Genomic DNA, 16,239 nt, shown 5'->3' on the forward strand with positions numbered 1-16,239 from the left:
GGCTCCGGCGAACCGTCGGGCCGCCAGTCGAAGGAGTTCCATGCCATCCCCCCGCTCTCGCCGTCACCGGGTACCGGTCCTGATCGCGGGGTCCGCCGCCGTGGGTGCCGCGATCCTGTCCGGCGTCGGCGTCGGCGCGACGCCCGCATCGGCGCACGGTATCTCGTCCGTGGTCTACGCGGAGCTGTCCGAGGGCCAAGCGGCGGGGCACGTCGGAGTGGAGCTCCAGCTCGAATACGACCTCTTCGTCGTGTCGGCGGCGGACGCCGAACAGGTCGATCCGCTCTTCCAGGACGGGACCGAGGCCTGGGAGTACGGAGACGCGGACGAGCAGGCGGCGGCGCTCGACGCGTACGCCGACACGGCGCTCGCCTACGTCTCCGACCGGTTCACCGTGTCATCGGGGACCGAACGGTGCGAGCTCGCACAGGTCGGCGGATACGACATCACCGAGCAGCAGGGCGTGCCCTACGCGATCCTCACGCTCGACGCCGCGTGCGCCGACGGCGACGAGATCGCGGTCACGAGCACGCTGTTCCCCGACGACGAGCTCTACGTCGTCGGCACCGAGACGATCCTGACCTACGACGTCCGCGGTAGCTCGGGGAGCGCCGTGATCGACGCCGACAACCCCGAGTTCTCGGTCGGCCAGAGCCTCCCCGAGCGGCTGTGGGAGTTCTTCGTGCTCGGCGGCGAGCACCTGCTCTTCGGGATCGACCACATCCTGTTCCTGCTGGCGCTCATCGCCGGATCGCGCCGACTCCGTGAGATCGTGGTGGCCGCGACCGCCTTCACGGTGGCGCACTCGATCACCTTCATCCTCGCGGCGTTGCAGATCTTCACCCTGCCGGCGGACGTCATCGAACCGATCATCGCCCTGTCGATCGCCGTCGTCGCCGCCTGGCCGCTGTTCCGGATCTGGCGGCGGAAACGCGACGCCGATGCGGACGCCGACGCGCTGTCACCGACGAGCGGCCCGCTCGGGATCGACCGCGGCGGGTGGATCCGCCTCGCCATCGTGTTCCTCTTCGGCCTCATCCACGGCATGGGCTTCGCGTCCGCCCTCGGCATCGACGAGGCGTGGTCGTGGTCGCTGCTGGGGTCGCTGCTCGTCTTCAACGTGGGGATCGAGGCCGTACAGGTCGCGATCATCCTGGTCGTCTTCCCACTCCTGGCGCTGCTCCGCCGCCGGTCGCCGCGCGTCGCCCTGTGGGTCAGCGGTCTGCTGAGCGCCGGGGTCGCGGTCTTCGGGCTCGTGTGGTTCGTGCAGCGCATCTTCGGCTGGGAGTGACGCCGGGCCGGGAGCGATCGCGAAGGTTCCGCTTCCGGGCCGAACAGCTCATTCCAGGCCGCGTCAGGCCGGCGGTGTCGTGGCCGGCTGCTGCTGGGTGATGCAGTGGATGCCTCCGCCCCTTTCGAAGAGGGGTCTGGCGTCGACCGTGACGACGCGTCGACCGCCGTACGCGGCACTCAGGATGCTCCTCGCCTCGGCATCCGCCTCCTCCTCGCCGAACCCGCACGCGATGACACCACCGTTGACCACGAGGTGGTTGACGTAGCTCCAGTCGACGAACCCGACACTGTCCCGCAGTGTGGCGGGAGCGGGTAGCGAGGTGATGCGGAGCGGCTTCCCATCGGCCGCGTACGCCTCCTCCAGCTCGCCGCGGATGACGGCGGACACCTCGTGATCGGGGTGCGCGGGGTCACGCTGATCGTGGAGGAGGATGTGACCCGCCTCGGCGAATGCGGCCACGATGTCCACGTGGCCGTTCGTGCCGAAGTCGTCGTAGTCGCGCGTGAGCCCACGGGAGAGCCAGACCGCCCGACTCACGCCGAGGGTGCGGGCCATCTCGGCCTCGACGCGCGCGCGATCCGCGTACGGATTGCGGCGTGGATCGAGCTGCACCGTCTCCGTGAGGAGGACAGTGCCCTCGCCGTCGACGTGCAACCCACCGCCCTCGGCGACGAGGAGCGAGCTGACGACCTCCGCCCCCGCCGCCTCTCCGGCGATACGACCGATGTGGGCGGACTTCCGCCACTCGGCCCATTCCGGATCCCCCCACCCGTTGAACGTCCAGTCCACGGCACCGAGCACACCCGGGCGCTCGGGGTCGATGACGAACGTCGGTCCCATGTCGCGCATCCAGAATTCATCGAGTGGGGCCTCGACGATGTCGATCGAGGAGTCCAACATCCGTCTCGCGCGACTGATCTCCGTCGGATCGACGACCATGGTGACGGGTTCGAACTCGAGGATGGCGTGGGCGACCTCCGTCCACGCCGCGTATCCCTCCTCACGGGACGAGGCGTTGTCGCCGAGGGTGAGGCCCTCGCGAGGGAAGGCCATCCACGTCCGCTCGTGCGGGGCGGATTCTGCCGGCATGTGCCACATGTGTTCTTCTCTCGTCATCGATCGGTGCGGGTGGAGGATGGCATCGCTACCGGGTCACCATCCTGTGGACAGAACCCGCTGCAGGCCGTCGACGAAGAAGTCGGCGGACTCCTGCGTGACGCACAGCGGCGGCTTGATCTTCAGCACGTTCAGGTGGTCCCCCGTCGGCTGCATGATGATGCCCAGGTCGAGGAGACGGTCGCAGATGGCGGCGGTCTCCTCCCGAGCGGGCTCGAGGGTGTCGCGATCACGGACGAATTCCAGGCCGAGGTAGAGGCCGGAGCCGTGGACCGTGCCGACGATCGGGTGCTCCTCCCCCAACGCCTCGAGGCGACTCTTGAGGTGGGCGCCGACCACTCGGGCGTTCTCCTGGAGCGACTCGTCCTCGATCACGTCGAGCACGGCCATGCCGATGACGGAGGAGACCGGCGACCCGCCCGTGGACGAGAAGAAGTATCCCTGCGTGCGATATCGGTCGGCGATGTCACGCCGCGTGATCACCGCACCGACCGGTTGACCGGCGCCGATCGACTTCGCGACCGCCACGACGTCCGGAACGACGCCCTGCTGTTGGAACCCCCAGAACCACTCGCCGAGGCGTCCGAAGCCCACCTGCACTTCGTCCGCGATGGCGATACCGCCGTGCGACCGGATCGCGCGATAGACCTCCGAGAGGTAGCCGTCCGGGAGGGCGACGCCGCCGGCATTGCCGAAGTAGGACTCGCACATGAACCCGGCCGGAGCGCGCCCCTCTGCGGCGAGCCTGTCGATGACGGCCACCGCCTCTGGCGCATAGAGGGACGCGTCCTCACCCCGGTGGACGCCCCGGTAGGAGTTCGCGGCGTCGACCGTGTGCACCCACTCGGGGCGCGTCTCCACGGCGCCGGGGTTGTCCGCGATGGACGTGGAGACGGCATCGCTCGCGAACGTCCACCCGTGGTACGCCTCACGCATCGCGACGATGTCGCTCCGCCCGGTGGACGCCATCGCGAGCCGGATCGCGAGGTCCGCCGCCTCCGAGCCCGAGTTGACGAAGAACACGGTGTCAAGTTCGTCGGGCAACGTCGCCGCGATCCTCTCGGCGTAGTCGGCGATCGCGGCGTAATGGAAGCGCGAGTTGGTGTTCAGGAGGCGCAGCTGACGAGAGGCGGCATCCGCGATCCGCGGGTGCGCGTGTCCCACCGAGGCGACGTTGTTGACCATGTCGAGGAAGACGCGGCCGTCGACGTCGACGAGGTACTCGCGCCAGCCGCGCTCGATCTGCGGCGGCCGGGCGTAGTAGTGCTCCTGCACCTCAGCGAGGACTCGGCCGCGGCGATCGAGGAGATCGTCGTTCTGCCCGTGCGAATCCGGGGCAGGGATGTCGAAGCCGAGGGCCGACGCCGGGTCCCCCAGAACCGCACGCCAGCCGGGGGCGAGGGCGGCGGTCACGAGGTCGGGTGCGTCGACGTCCCCGCGGAGCGCGCCCCGAACACGGATCGGCACGCCCGCTGGCACCATGTGCGCCGCCGTCTCGGTCGGGAAGCCGGAGAAGGACACGCAGCGGTCTCCCGAGCGCACGAGCAGCCTCCCGTCGCCCGCTTCGACGATGATGTCGACGGTGGCGTCGGCGCCGAGCGGCGTCTCGCGCGCCAGCCACAGCGTGAGCCCGGTCGACACGGTGGCCGGAGGAGCTGGTGTGCGCCGCGGCGCCCCCGCGAGGACCGGCCGCCACGCGGGCAGGACCACGGCATCGGCACCGTCATCGAGCGCGGCGCGAGCGGCACGCTCGACGACGTCGGCGGTCAGCCAGGCGCCGTCGTCGTTGAGGGGCGAGACCGTACCGGCATCGAGCACGGCGATGCGCGACAGCGGCGGCAGGAGGACGGGGCCGCTCCACGGCTGGGCGACCGGGGACGTGCCCCCGACGGCGCGACGGATCGTCTCCGTCATGACCTCCACGGGAACGGAGGCGGCCTGGCTCAGCACGCGGAACTCGCGATCGAGCGCATCACCGGCGTAGGTGTTCTCCTCGTCGAGCCTGACCTGCTGTCGTCCACTCAACACGAGGACCGCACCGCGGAGGACGACGAGCGGCCAGAGCGCCTCGACCTCGTCATCGGAGAGCGGGCGCGCGGCGTGGAAGGCGCGGATGGCCGGAAGGGCTCCGACCGGGTCTACGCCGTCGTGGTGGAGGACGGACGAGACCGTCACGGCGATCTCGCCGACCGCCCACGATTCCACGACGTCGCCGAAGTCGATGACGGCGTCGGGGAGGCGCTCCCCGACGGGATGCAGGATGTTGTCGTCGGTCACGTCGAAGTGCCCGGCCTGTACCGGCAGCCGGTCGGACACGGCGTCCAGAGCGCTGCGCGCCCGCCGGGTGGCACGCTCGACGGCGTCTCGCACGTCGGCGTCGGGCTCGAGCGGGAGGAGGAGATCGATGACGCGGGAGGCGTGACGAAGATCCCACTGGAGCACGCGACCGGACGCCTCGTGCGTGTAGTCGGCGAGCGACGTGCTCACCTTCGCGGCCACCTCGCCCATGCGCGCCACGACGGCCGGAGAGAGATATCCGGACCCCGTGAGAGTGCTCCCCGAGATGTTCTCGATGACCCGGCCGTGGATGCGTCCCTGCGACGACTCCCACCACGCCGACATCGGCCCGCGCGGACCGACGACGATGCGCGGGATGCGCAGCGTGGGCTGCCGCTCGGCCACCACGGCGGCGGCCTCGTCCTGCATCTCGATCTCGGCGGCGCTGAAGACCGGGTTGCTGAGCTTGAGGACTCCGAGCGGTCCGTCCTCGCCCCGGGCGAAGACACGGAAGTTCTGGTCCTGCTGGCTGCCGAGGGATCTGACGTCCACCTCCACCCCGAAGTGATCGACGAACAGGCGCTCGACCTCGTCGACGGAGAGCGTCGGCGTCGGGAGCTCGGTCTGCGTGAAGTAGTCGAACGTCTGGTCGGTCATGCGGTACTCCTGCGGGATGCGGGTCGGCGGAACGCGCGGGTGCGACGGACGGGGGATCAGAAGGGGGATTCGGCCGTCGAGCCGACGGCCCCGGCGACCGCACCGTCGGCGTCACGGACGACGACGACGACGAGAGGGCCGTAGGGCGCGCGCCACACGCTGTGGGGGCGACGGTGCGGCTCGGCCGGCACGGTGGCGGACCCGCTCACCCTGTTCCCGTCCACCTCCACCGCGACGCGGACGCCGCCGATGAAGGCGGCGTACTCGTCGGCCGTGCCCTGCGTGACCGTCGCAGCGAAGGAGACCGCGAGTCCGTCGGCCGTCTCCGTTCCGGTCACGCTGTCGATGTGGACGGCCAGATCACCGAGCGCGGCCGGGTGGGGGCGCTCGAAGGGGGCCTCGTCGGCCAGCGGCGGGGTGAGCGGAGGAGCGACGCGACGCGCTCCGAGAGCCGAGATGGCCGATGCGAGCGCGACGAGCCGGGGGTCGTCATAGGCGGGCCCGGCGATGGTCAATCCGACCGGCATCATGATGTCGGGCATGATCCCCATCGGGACCGTGACGGTCGGGATCCCGAGGTGCCGCGGGACGAGGTTGCCGTTGGACACCCACACGCCGTTGCGCCAAGCGACCTCCGCGGAGGCGTCGACCACGTCGGCATCGGCGGGACCCACGTCCGCTGCGGCGGGGAAGATCACAGCATCGAAGCCACCGTCCGCGAGCCACTGCTCGAAGTCGACCTCCCGCGTGCGCTCGAGGCCGCGCAATCCGGCCTCGAGGCCCTCGACGTCGACCACCGCCGGCAGTCCGTCCGCGGCACGCTCCACGTACTCTCCGAGGTCGTACGACACGTCGAAATCGTACGTGCCGTAGCTGTCGGGCAGCGCCCCGTCCGGATCGGGGAAGATCAGGGTCGGGTCGACGTCGGCGAGGCGATGCAGCGCCGGATCGCCGTTGCGGCGGAGGAAGTCGTCGAACGACGCTGCGGCCAGATCGCCGACCTCCGTCTCGAGAAAGGACTCCGCGACGAGTCCGCGATCGACGAAGGTGCGGGAGTCGGCGTGCAATCGCTCGTAGTTCTCCACCGCGGGGAAGTCCGTCTCGACGACGGTGGCTCCCGCCGCCTCAAGATCCGTCCGGAGACCCGCCCACAGCTCCATCACACTCGGACGGGTGTCGATGGGAGCAGCGCTCTCCGGGTCGGCGTTGATGTAGATCCGTGGAACAGCGAGGCGCAGGCCGGCGAGCGGAAGATCGTCGAGCTCGCTGAACGAGGCCGGTCGCACCTCGGACGGGCGCGGAAGGGGCACCCATGGCTGCTGCCGCCAGAGGTCGCCGCTCGTGTCGGCATCATCGACCACGACCACGTCGAGCACGCGCTTCAGGTCCGCCACCGAACGCGTGTGCGGCACCACGACGTCCATCGTGGGGACGAGTGGCCAGTTGCCACGGGCGGAGATCATCCCGCGCGATGGCGTGTACGCGACGAGGGCGTTGTTCGAGGCAGGGGCCCGGCCCGACGACCAGGTCTCCTCGCCGAGACCGAAAGCGGCGAAGCTCGCAGCCGTCGCGGTTCCCGATCCGTTGGAGGACCCCGACCCGAACGCCGCCGTGAGGTAGTCGAGGTTGTAGGGGGATTCAGCGCGACCGTACAGACCGCGCTGCATCCCACCCGCAGCCATCGGCGGCATGTTCGTCAGCCCGAGGAACACGGCTCCGGCGTTCCGCAGTCGGTCGATGGCGAAAGCGTCCGTGCTCGCGATCAACTCCGCGAAGGCCGGAGACCCTGCCGCGACGCTCAGTCCTCTGACCATGTAGCTGTCCTTGGCCGTGAAGGGGATGCCGTCGAGTGGTCCGAGCACCCGGCCGCTCGCCCGTCGTTCGTCCGATTCCCGAGCCTGCTCGAAGGCCGTCGGATCGAGCACCGGGACGGAGTTCAGCACGGGACCGCTCCGGTCGTAGGCGGCGATGCGGTTCAGGTAGCGCGCGACCAGCTCGACACTCGTGAGGGTGTGGCGCTCGAGCGCTTCGCGCAGGCCGTCGATGTCCGCCTCGACGACGCTGAAGGTGGCGGGGTTCATGGGGCTAAAACATACTGTGTTTGTTTTAAGAACGCTACTGTCCCAGTGGCCGGCGCCGCCACGGTCATGAAGACGTCACACACCTGTGACACGGCCGACATCCGAGGGAACGCTCACCGACGGAACGGGCGCACAGTCCGCCTCATGAGGGCCGCTGACGCGGGAGATTCGTCGCCGTCGCGGAGAGACTCTCCGGTCGAGCGGAGGCGATCAGCATCCCCAGGCCCAGCTCGAAGGCGCGGGAGGCGACGGGGTCGCGGGGGTCCTCCGACTCGAGACTCGCGAACGCTTCGGCGAAGCGGGGGAATCGCGCTTCCTGCCCTGTGGGGTCGAACACGACGCTCGGCCCCGACATGTCGAGCACACTGCCGAGGATGAATGATTCGAAGGCGGTCAGGAGGGGCAGGACGTCGCGGCTCGTCCAGCCCACGGCTTCCGCCGCGACGGCGAAGTCCTCGTACTCGGCGAGCAGCACCGACGCGGACGCGGTCGTCGTCATGAGGAGCGGGATGGTGCCGGGGTGTCGCGAGAACGCCGTGCGGTACGACCACGCCCAGGCGTGCAGCCCCTCCTCCCACGGCCGTTCACGCAGAGGGGCGGAGTCGATGGGCGCTGACACGATCGCCCGGACGTCCTCGATCATCGCGGCTCGGCTGGCCACATGGTTGTAGAGGGAGGCGGGATTGACGCCGAGCTCCGACGCGACACGACGGATGCTCGCTCCCCCGACACCCTCGCGGTCGATGAGCATGAGGGCGGTGCGCGCGATCAGGTCGCGGCTCAGGAGAGGGTGGGGCGGTCGAGCGATGGCGGGCTCCTTCGGCTGCTGTCAGCCTACGCACTGCGCGACGGACGAGTGCTGACGCCCTCGACTCGCCACGGTCGGTGCGTGCTCAGGCGGACGCGAGCGAGTAGCCGGCTTCGACGACGGCTGCCTCGACGTCGGCGGCGGCGAGCGGGCGCGAGAGGGTGACGTCCACCGTCGAGACCCCTCCGGCGTTGAGGTCGACGGACACGCTCTCGACGCCGTCGATCGCCGACAGCTCCTCGGTGACGGCGGAGACACAGTGACCGCACGTCATTCCGGCGACGAGGTACTGCTCGTGGAGCTGGGCGGAGTCGGACGTGGTCATCGGTTCACCTCACGTGTCGGGGGACGGCCGGAGATACCCGACCGGGGTATTCAGCCTAGGTCACGACGGCCGGACGGACAACGCCGTCAGTCGCGGTCCACCGCCACGGCGGCCTCCGCGAGCAGCACCCGCGCGGCCATCCCGATCACGGCACTGTAGGTGGGGTAGGCGAAGCGCACGTTCGCGAGCGTCGCCACGTCGACCCCCGACGCCATCGCGGTCGTGACCGACTGGACGACCTCGATCGCGTTCTCGCCCACCGCGTGGGCGCCGAGGATCAGTTCGCGACGACGGTCGGCGATGAGGAGCAGGAATCCGCTCTCGCGATCATCGATCACGGCGCGGTCGACGCTCGAGAAGGGCACCCGGGCCACGACACAGCCGGGGTCCTGCTCGCGCGCCTGCTCCTGCGTGAGGCCGACACCCGCATAGTCGGGGTCGGTGAATCCACCGGCGGGGAGGAGGTGGTGCGGTGTGCGGCGGTTGGCGCCGAGCACGGCGTTCTCGGCGGCAGCCTCCCCCTCGAACTGCGCGGCCTGCACGAGCATGTCGCGCCCGTTCGCGTCTCCGATCGAGAACACGTGGGGCACGCTCGTGCGGAAGTAGCGGTCGGCCGGGATCGAGGACTTCACCACCTCGATGCCGGCGTTCTCGAGCCCGAGGTCCTCGACATCAGCCGGCCACCCCGTCGCCATGATGACGGCGTCCACGTGGCGGGAGATCGACTCCTCCCCCTCCTTCCACGTGATCGTGATCGCACCGTTCCCCCCGCGCTCGAGGCTTTCGACCGTGGAGATGCCCGTGCGCACGTCCACCCCTTGCTCGGTGAAGGCGGAGGTCACGACCTCGGCGATCGATTCGTCGGAGGCGACGAGGATGCGCGGAGCGACGTCGAGCAGCGTCACCTCCGATCCGAAGGCGTTGAAGACCGTGACGAGCTGCGCTCCCGTGTTGCCCGCACCGATCACGGCGACGCGGCGCGGCAGTTCAGGGAGGGACAGGACGTCCTCCGGCACCGTCGCGAGCTCCGCGCCCGGGATCGGCAGGCGGCGCGAGTGTCCGCCGACGCACACGAGGATCGACGTGGCCGAGATGCGGCGTCCGCTGTCGAGCACGAGCGTGGAGTCGTCGACGAAGCGCGCGCGTCCCTCCTGGATCAGGGTGACGCCGGCCTCCTCGAAGCGAGCGGCCTCGCGCTTGATCGAGCGCACGGCGTCGACCCGCTCGTGGACACGCTCGACGACGGCCGCCCAGTCCACCGTCGGAGGGTTCACCTGCACGCCGTAGTCGCCGGCGGAACGCGTCTCCCGCACGAGACGCGCCGTCTTCGCGAGCACACGCGTCGGCACGCAACCGGTGTTGACGCACGTCCCTCCGAGGCGACCCGCCTCGAGCACCACGACGGATGCCCCGAGTTCCGCCGCGCGGAGGGCGGCAGCCGTGCCCGCGGGACCGGCTCCGATCACCGCGACGTCGTAGTGGTCCGCTGCGGTGGAATCGGTGTCCGGAACGGTCTCGCGCTGCGTCGTGGTCATGCCCCGATTCTCCTCTCCACCGCTGCGAAACCTCCGGGGGTTGCCCTTGCTCCCGCGGTGCCGCGGGAGGTCGGCTACCCCTCGATCGTCCGTACGACGCGAGCGGGCGATCCCACGACGATGGAGCGCGCAGGGACGTCCTTCGTGACGATCGATCCGGCCCCGACGACCGCGTCGGCGCCGATCGTCACCCCGGGCAACACGGTCACGTTCGCTCCCAACCACACGTTCCGACCGAGCACCACGGGCGACGGCAGGAGGTCTGCTCGACGGTCGGGCGTGATCTCGTGCTGGAGCGTCGCGATCACGGCGTTGTGGCCGATGAGGCAGTCGTCGCCGATTGTGATGCCGCCCTGGTCCTGGAACCGGGAGCCCGCGTTGATGAATACCCGAGCGCCGAGGGTGATGTTCTTCCCGAAGTCCGCCGTGAAGGGAGGGAAGAGCGTGACCGAATCGTCGACCGCGCCGCCGATGAGCCAGGAGAGGAGTTCCCGGACCCGCTCCGGCGGGTGGTAGCCGGAGTTGAGCTCACCCGTGATACGCAGCGCCTCCTCGGACACCTCGAGGATCGCTGCGAACGCCGCGGACCCTGCCGTGACGGTCTCCCCCGCGTCGAGCACGGCGAGCAGTTCGGGCAGCGTCATGCGGTTCTCTGTCGTCATGCCCTCACGCTAGAACGGGGGCGTCGCGCGGGGAACACCCTCTCGGGACACCTCCCGGGGGTGCCTCTCCGCTTCCCCTGCGTCGCCTCCGAATCAACCGAGTAAGGCCACCCTTGTTTTGAGTCGTTCACGATAAGGGTTAGCGTGGAGACATGACCACCGACCTCGCAGCCGACCTCCGCGCGGCCGGCCTGCGCGTCACGCGGGGTCGCCTCGAGGTCCTCGAACTGCTCGAGAACGCCCCGCACTCCGACGCCGAGAGCATCCGCACCCGGCTGCGCGCGGTCGACCCCGACGTCTCCATCCAGTCCGTGCACAACGTACTGTCGGCTCTCGCCTCGGCCGGGCTCGTGCGGCGCATCGAGCCCGCGAAGTCCGCCGCCCTCTACGAACGGCGCATCGGTGACAACCACCACCATGTGGTGTGCACGGGCTGCGGGGCGATCGAGGACATCGACTGCGTCGTCGGTCACGCGCCGTGCCTCACGCCGTCGTCGACGAGCGGCTTCCGCATCGAGACCGCCGAGGTCACCTTCTGGGGGCTGTGCGCCGCGTGCGCCGCACCGCCGCCCATCGCCGCGTGACGCCCCCCCTTCTTATCCGACCAGACCACCAGCGAAGACACACGAGGAGTCCATCAGTGACGAACCACACGACCACCAATTCCGGAGAACCCGTCGCGAGCGACCAGCACTCCCAGAGCGTCGGAGCGGACGGCGCCATCGCGCTCACCGACCACTACCTCGTCGAGAAGCTCGCGCAGTTCAACCGTGAGCGGGTGCCGGAGCGCGTCGTCCATGCCAAGGGTGGCGGAGCATTCGGAACCTTCACGACCACGCACGACGTGAGCGCCTACACGCGCGCCGCGCTCTTCCAGCCCGGCGTCGAGACGGAGATGCTCGCACGCTTCTCCTCGGTGGCCGGCGAGCAGGGTAGCCCCGACACGTGGCGCGACCCCCGCGGTTTCGCGCTCAAGTTCTACACGAGCGAGGGCAACTACGACCTCGTGGGCAACAACACGCCCGTCTTCTTCATCAAGGACGGCATCAAGTTCCCCGACTTCATCCGCTCGCAGAAGCGCCTCCCGGGCAGCCACCTGCGCGACCACAACATGCAGTGGGACTTCTGGACCCTGCAGCCCGAGTCGGCCCACCAGGTCACGTGGCTCATGGGAGACCGCGGCCTGCCCACCTCGTGGCGCCACATGGACGGCTTCGGCTCGCACACCTACCAGTGGATCAACGCCGCCGGCGAGCGCTTCTGGGTGAAGTACCACTTCCGCACCGCTCAGGGCCACGAGACCCTCACGCAGGCGCAGGCCGACCAGATCGCCGGTGAGGACGGGGACTTCCACATCCGCGACCTGCACGACGCGATCGCCGACGGCAACCACCCCAGCTGGGATCTCTCGGTGCAGATCATGCCCTACGCCGACGCGGCCGAGTACCGCTTCAACCCGTTCGACCTCACGAAGGTGTGGCCGAAGAGCGACTACCCGCTCATCCCGGTCGGTCGTATGACGCTCAACCGGAACCCCGGCAACTACTTCGCCGAGATCGAGCAGGCCACCTTCGCTCCGTCGAACTTCGTGCCCGGCATCGCCGCGAGCCCCGACAAGATGCTCCAGGCGCGCATCTTCAGCTACGCGGACGCGCACCGGTACCGCGTGGGCACGAACCACGCCGAGCTGCCCGTGAACCGTCCCCACACCGAGGTCAACAGCTACTCGAAGGACGGTGCCATGCGTCACGGCTACCGCTCCCCCGAGCAGCCGGTCTACGCGCCGAACTCGTTCGGCGGCGCCCACGCCGACCCGGTCGCCCACGGTGACGACCGCGGCTGGCAGAACGACGGCGAGCTCATCCGCTCCGCCGTGACCCTGCACCCCGAGGACGACGATTTCGGTCAGCCCCGCACCCTCGTCAACGAGGTCATGGACGACGCTCAGCGCGATCGTCTCGTGTCGAACATCGCCGGCCACGTGTCGAAGGTCACGATCCCGGAGCTGCGCGAGCGCGTCATCACCTACTGGAGCAACGTCGACGTGACCCTCGGGCGTCGCGTGGCCGAGGCGCTCGACCCGATCGAGACCCCGCGCTCGACCCTCGTCGACACCCCGGCACCGGCCTCCCGCTAGGACCACCCTCCGGCCCGGGGCGGGCCCGGAGACGGCCCCCGCCCCGCACCACCCCTCCCCCGTAGAGCGTTTGCACCGATTCGCGGCAGTACACCGCACCGGATCGGCGCAAACGCTCTACCTCGTTGAGGGAGTCTCAGGCCGAGGCACGGTCTGCCTCAGGCGCACCGGCCTGGATAGGGCCCCCGGGGGGTGGCGGGCGCGGCACCGACCCGAACGGTTCGCAGCCCGACACTCCCCGGTAGCCGACGTAAATCCTACGGGGCCACCGGACTCGGCCAGTGGAGCGTCGCGCCATGTTGCCCGACCCGGAGCATGGTTCCATGTTGCCGAGCCCGGAGCGTTGGAGCATCACCCCTAGGACACCGTCGGCGTGACTTTCGGGCAGTGGAGCATCGTTCGCGGGCCGGAACGGTCGACCACGTGTTCCGACATCGGCGCCCCGCAGACGGGGCACGCGGAACCGGAGCTCGGTGGCAGTGGCTCCTCGTTGTACGGCCCGAGGGGCGGCGGCCCGATCCACGGGAAGAGCGTCGCGTTCAGCCAATTGGTGAAGCCGACCTCGCGGATGCGGGGTCGGGGTGCGCGTTCGCCGCGGCCAGTGTTTCGTGCCATAACCATTAGTGTACTCACTAATTTGGTAGAGTGCAGAGATGACGACGACGCCCCCTCCCGCGCATATGGCCGCCGAGAGCGACGATTCTGAGGAGATCGACCTCCTCGCCCTCGAGAACCAGGTGTGCTTCGCGCTCGTCGTCGCCTCGCGCAGCGTCCTCTCCCTCTACCGCCCGGTACTCGAACCCCTCGGGCTCACCCACCCGCAGTACCTCGTGATGCTCGCGCTCTGGAGCGAGGACGGCCGTTCCGTCGGCACCCTCGCGACCACGCTCGCGCTCGAGCCCGCGACCCTCTCCCCGTTGCTCAAACGGCTGGAGTCCGCCGGCCTCGTGGCGCGCCGGCGCAGCGCCAGCGACGAGCGCGTCCTCGTGATCGAGCTGACGGAGGAAGGACGCGCCCTGCGCACCCAGGCCGAACTCATCCCCCAGAAGATCGCCGCCTCGCTCGGCATGGACACCGCTCAACTCACCGCCCTCCGCAGCACCCTCCACACCCTCACGGACGCCGCCAACCTCCCGTCCTGACCATCGCCCCAGCTCTCCTCCCTCCCCGCGAAGTGCAGACTTTCGCCCTCCGATCGGCCCCGGAGAGGGCCGAAGTCCGCACTTCGAGGAAGGAGGGGGCCGAAGTCCGCACTTCGCGAGGTGCGTCTGGATACGGAAGGGAGCCCCGGATCGGGGCATCGGTATAGTGGGGGGAGCGAAGGGGAGTAGCTCCGAGCGTCCACCACGATCCACCGGTTCCGCCGGCGAGAACGAGGGCGACGCAGCGGGTCTGTCGACATACTGGAGCCGGTCACGACGATCGGCACCCGGCAGCCCACCCGGTCACCGGGCGAGCGAGACCTTCGGCCACACATCCACCCGTGGCCGGTCCTCCCTCGTGATTGCCGGTCGCCCGAACGGAAGAACTCCCGTGACCGGACTCCCCGCCCCCACCCAGGTCGATGCACACGGCGCTGCCGTCTCCCCCACGAAGACGCAGATCAGGCGTTGGCGCCGCTATCTCGCGGCCGAACGCGCCGAGGCCGCCGTCTACCGGGACCTCGCCTCCCGCCGTACGGGCGAGGAGAAGCAGATCCTCCTCGGCCTCGTCGAGGCGGAGGAGCGGCACCAGCAGCACTGGATCGACCTCCTCGGCGAGCGCGTCGGCCGCCCGATCCCGTCCGACCTGCGAACGCGCGTTCTCTCCTTCTTCGCCCGCCGCTATGGCTCCGTCTTCGTCCTCGCACTCATGCAGCGGGCCGAGGCGCGCTCCCCCTACGAAGCCGATGTGGACGCGTCGCCCGCGATGGCCGCCGACGAGCGGATCCACGGGGAGGTCGTCCGCGGCCTCGCCGAGCGCGGACGCTCGCGCCTGTCCGGCAGCTTCCGGGCCGCCGTCTTCGGCATGAACGACGGACTGGTCTCGAACCTCGCCCTCGTCGTGGGCATGAGCGCGACGGGCGTCGGGACCTCCGTCGTGCTCGCGTCGGGAGTCGCCGGACTCCTCGCGGGAGCGCTCTCGATGGGTGCCGGCGAGTACGTGTCCGTCCGCTCGCAGCGCGAACTGCTCGAAGCCTCCACCCCCGACCCCGACGCGCGCACCGCGCTCCCCCACCTCGACGTGGAGGCCAATGAACTCGCCCTGGTGTACCGCGCCCGAGGTATGAGCGAGGAGGAGGCGAGCACCCACGCCCGCGAGGTGCTCCACAGCATCGAGCACAGCGCCGACGGTCCGGCCACCGGCGCGATGGCGCTCGGACACGACGCGGAGCTCGCCGACGCCCACGAGTCCATCGGCACGGCATGGGGCGCCGCGATCACGAGCTTCTTCCTCTTCGCCGCCGGCGCGATCATCCCCGTGATCCCCTATCTGATCGGGCTCTCCGGGTTCACGGCGATCGCCGTGGCCGCTGTCCTCGTCGGCGCGGCCCTGCTCCTCACGGGTGCGTCCGTCGGCATCCTCTCGGGCGCCTCACCGCTCGCCCGCGCCCTCCGCCAGCTCGCGATCGGCTTCGGCGCGGCCGCGGTCACCTACGCGCTCGGCCTGCTCTTCGGCACCTCCGTCGGTTGATCCCGGACGCTGAGCGTGTCGATGTGTCGACGTATCGACACGTGTCACCGAAGTCCGTGGTCGGCACCCTTCGACACTTCGACGGGCTCAGCGCAGGTGCTGCTCAGGGAACGAGATGGTGACGAATCCGGACAACTCGCGCCCTCGGTCCCTGAACTCATACTCAGAGCGCGTTGACCTGGAACCAGCGGATCAGTGCGCGGAGCGCCGGGACGGAATCGGTCATGTCGCGGCCGGCCGCGAGGTCCTCGAAGGCCGTCCGCATACCGGGGACGTCGTCCGCGGCCTCGCCGTAGCCCATCGTCCACGCCGGGAACATGCGCTCCTCGATCGGCTCCTCGAGGAGCACGTCGACGCCGTCGTGACGAGGGTCGGAGGCGATGATCGCCATACGCTCGCGCAGGACGGGTTCCGGTCCCTCGATGACCTGCAGGAAGATGCCCGCCCGGTAGAGAAGCATGCCCGAGAGGCCGAGCCGCCGATTGTTCCTCCGGCTGCGGAGGAGTACGTCGACGAGGTGCGACGGATCGAATTCCGCCGACGCCTTGCTCGAGTAGAGGATCGACAGCATCGGTACCGTTGCTCCGCTCGCTGCCGCGCCGATCCCTGTCACGTGCCCTCCAGTCACCGCTGAACTCCGGGGAGGGCGGTGAGTCCACTCTTCCGGCACGCGT

13 protein-coding genes and 1 pseudogene are annotated in these 16,239 nt (G+C 69.8%); 5 read left to right on the top strand and 9 right to left on the bottom strand.

The window, feature by feature from the left end; genetic code table 11:
- Positions 1 to 40 precede the first annotated feature (40 nt).
- Positions 41 to 1,291 carry a HupE/UreJ family protein gene (locus tag ELQ94_RS09790; protein ID WP_127049573.1) on the top strand — a complete coding sequence of 417 codons (1,251 nt, stop codon included), beginning with the start codon at positions 41 to 43 and terminating at the stop codon, positions 1,289 to 1,291.
- A 63-nt stretch (positions 1,292 to 1,354) separates the two neighbouring features.
- Here ELQ94_RS09790 and ELQ94_RS09795 read toward each other — a convergent pair whose 3' ends face one another.
- From ELQ94_RS09795 to ELQ94_RS09825, 7 genes and pseudogenes are all read right to left on the bottom strand, one after another.
- Complete coding sequence (locus tag ELQ94_RS09795) at positions 1,355 to 2,392, bottom strand: agmatine deiminase family protein (RefSeq protein WP_127050269.1); 1,038 nt, start codon at positions 2,390 to 2,392, stop codon at positions 1,355 to 1,357.
- 54 nt (positions 2,393 to 2,446) lie between these two features.
- Entirely contained in the window at positions 2,447 to 5,344 is a 2,898-nt protein-coding gene (locus ELQ94_RS09800; RefSeq protein ID WP_127049575.1) for an aminotransferase, read from the bottom strand.
- 407 nt (positions 5,345 to 5,751) lie between these two features.
- Positions 5,752 to 7,425: pseudogene (locus ELQ94_RS09805) on the bottom strand (amidase); the annotation flags it as partial.
- 142 nt (positions 7,426 to 7,567) lie between these two features.
- Positions 7,568 to 8,176 carry a TetR/AcrR family transcriptional regulator gene (locus ELQ94_RS09810; protein ID WP_127049579.1) on the bottom strand — a complete coding sequence of 203 codons (609 nt, stop codon included), beginning with the start codon at positions 8,174 to 8,176 and terminating at the stop codon, positions 7,568 to 7,570.
- A 142-nt stretch (positions 8,177 to 8,318) separates the two neighbouring features.
- A complete protein-coding gene (locus ELQ94_RS09815) occupies positions 8,319 to 8,558 on the bottom strand; it encodes a heavy-metal-associated domain-containing protein (protein WP_127049581.1) in 240 nt (79 codons plus the stop codon).
- A gap of 86 nt (positions 8,559 to 8,644) precedes the next feature.
- On the bottom strand, positions 8,645 to 10,093 hold the full coding sequence (locus tag ELQ94_RS09820; protein ID WP_127049583.1) for a dihydrolipoyl dehydrogenase family protein: 1,449 nt from the start codon (positions 10,091 to 10,093) through the stop codon (positions 8,645 to 8,647).
- Positions 10,094 to 10,167: 74 nt separating this feature from the next.
- Positions 10,168 to 10,737 carry a DapH/DapD/GlmU-related protein gene (locus tag ELQ94_RS09825; protein ID WP_127050271.1) on the bottom strand — a complete coding sequence of 190 codons (570 nt, stop codon included), beginning with the start codon at positions 10,735 to 10,737 and terminating at the stop codon, positions 10,168 to 10,170.
- Positions 10,738 to 10,907: 170 nt separating this feature from the next.
- On the opposite strand from ELQ94_RS09825, the gene ELQ94_RS09830 reads away from it, so the two are divergent.
- Positions 10,908 to 11,339 carry a Fur family transcriptional regulator gene (locus ELQ94_RS09830; protein ID WP_127049585.1) on the top strand — a complete coding sequence of 144 codons (432 nt, stop codon included), beginning with the start codon at positions 10,908 to 10,910 and terminating at the stop codon, positions 11,337 to 11,339.
- Positions 11,340 to 11,395: 56 nt separating this feature from the next.
- Positions 11,396 to 12,892 carry a catalase gene (locus ELQ94_RS09835; protein ID WP_127049587.1) on the top strand — a complete coding sequence of 499 codons (1,497 nt, stop codon included), beginning with the start codon at positions 11,396 to 11,398 and terminating at the stop codon, positions 12,890 to 12,892.
- A gap of 357 nt (positions 12,893 to 13,249) precedes the next feature.
- On the opposite strand, the gene ELQ94_RS09840 is transcribed toward ELQ94_RS09835, so the two are convergent.
- Positions 13,250 to 13,507, bottom strand: coding sequence for a hypothetical protein (locus ELQ94_RS09840; protein ID WP_127049589.1), 258 nt, complete (start codon positions 13,505 to 13,507; stop codon positions 13,250 to 13,252).
- A gap of 38 nt (positions 13,508 to 13,545) precedes the next feature.
- On the opposite strand from ELQ94_RS09840, the gene ELQ94_RS09845 reads away from it, so the two are divergent.
- Together ELQ94_RS09845 and ELQ94_RS09850 are read left to right on the top strand one after the other, a co-directional pair.
- On the top strand, positions 13,546 to 14,034 hold the full coding sequence (locus ELQ94_RS09845) for a MarR family winged helix-turn-helix transcriptional regulator (protein WP_279432486.1): 489 nt from the start codon (positions 13,546 to 13,548) through the stop codon (positions 14,032 to 14,034).
- 391 nt (positions 14,035 to 14,425) lie between these two features.
- Positions 14,426 to 15,565, top strand: coding sequence for a VIT1/CCC1 transporter family protein (locus tag ELQ94_RS09850; protein ID WP_127049591.1), 1,140 nt, complete (start codon positions 14,426 to 14,428; stop codon positions 15,563 to 15,565).
- A gap of 163 nt (positions 15,566 to 15,728) precedes the next feature.
- On the opposite strand, the gene ELQ94_RS09855 is transcribed toward ELQ94_RS09850, so the two are convergent.
- Positions 15,729 to 16,178 (bottom strand): BLUF domain-containing protein, encoded by a 450-nt coding sequence (locus ELQ94_RS09855; protein ID WP_243696952.1) that lies wholly within the window; start codon positions 16,176 to 16,178, stop codon positions 15,729 to 15,731.
- Positions 16,179 to 16,239: the final 61 nt, after the last annotated feature.

Origin of the sequence: Labedella endophytica (assembly GCF_003990045.1) — a bacterium.
Taxonomy (GTDB): domain Bacteria; phylum Actinomycetota; class Actinomycetes; order Actinomycetales; family Microbacteriaceae; genus Labedella; species Labedella endophytica.

Coding starts and splice junctions, on each gene's coding strand:
- ELQ94_RS09790 (WP_127049573.1), top strand. CDS start 41: ATGCCATCCCCCCGCTCTCGCCGTCACCGGGTACCGGTCCTGATCGCG.
- ELQ94_RS09795 (WP_127050269.1), bottom strand. CDS start 2,392: ATGTGGCACATGCCGGCAGAATCCGCCCCGCACGAGCGGACGTGGATG.
- ELQ94_RS09800 (WP_127049575.1), bottom strand. CDS start 5,344: ATGACCGACCAGACGTTCGACTACTTCACGCAGACCGAGCTCCCGACG.
- ELQ94_RS09810 (WP_127049579.1), bottom strand. CDS start 8,176: ATGCTCATCGACCGCGAGGGTGTCGGGGGAGCGAGCATCCGTCGTGTC.
- ELQ94_RS09815 (WP_127049581.1), bottom strand. CDS start 8,558: ATGACCACGTCCGACTCCGCCCAGCTCCACGAGCAGTACCTCGTCGCC.
- ELQ94_RS09820 (WP_127049583.1), bottom strand. CDS start 10,093: ATGACCACGACGCAGCGCGAGACCGTTCCGGACACCGATTCCACCGCA.
- ELQ94_RS09825 (WP_127050271.1), bottom strand. CDS start 10,737: ATGACGCTGCCCGAACTGCTCGCCGTGCTCGACGCGGGGGAGACCGTC.
- ELQ94_RS09830 (WP_127049585.1), top strand. CDS start 10,908: ATGACCACCGACCTCGCAGCCGACCTCCGCGCGGCCGGCCTGCGCGTC.
- ELQ94_RS09840 (WP_127049589.1), bottom strand. CDS start 13,507: ATGGCACGAAACACTGGCCGCGGCGAACGCGCACCCCGACCCCGCATC.
- ELQ94_RS09845 (WP_279432486.1), top strand. CDS start 13,546: ATGACGACGACGCCCCCTCCCGCGCATATGGCCGCCGAGAGCGACGAT.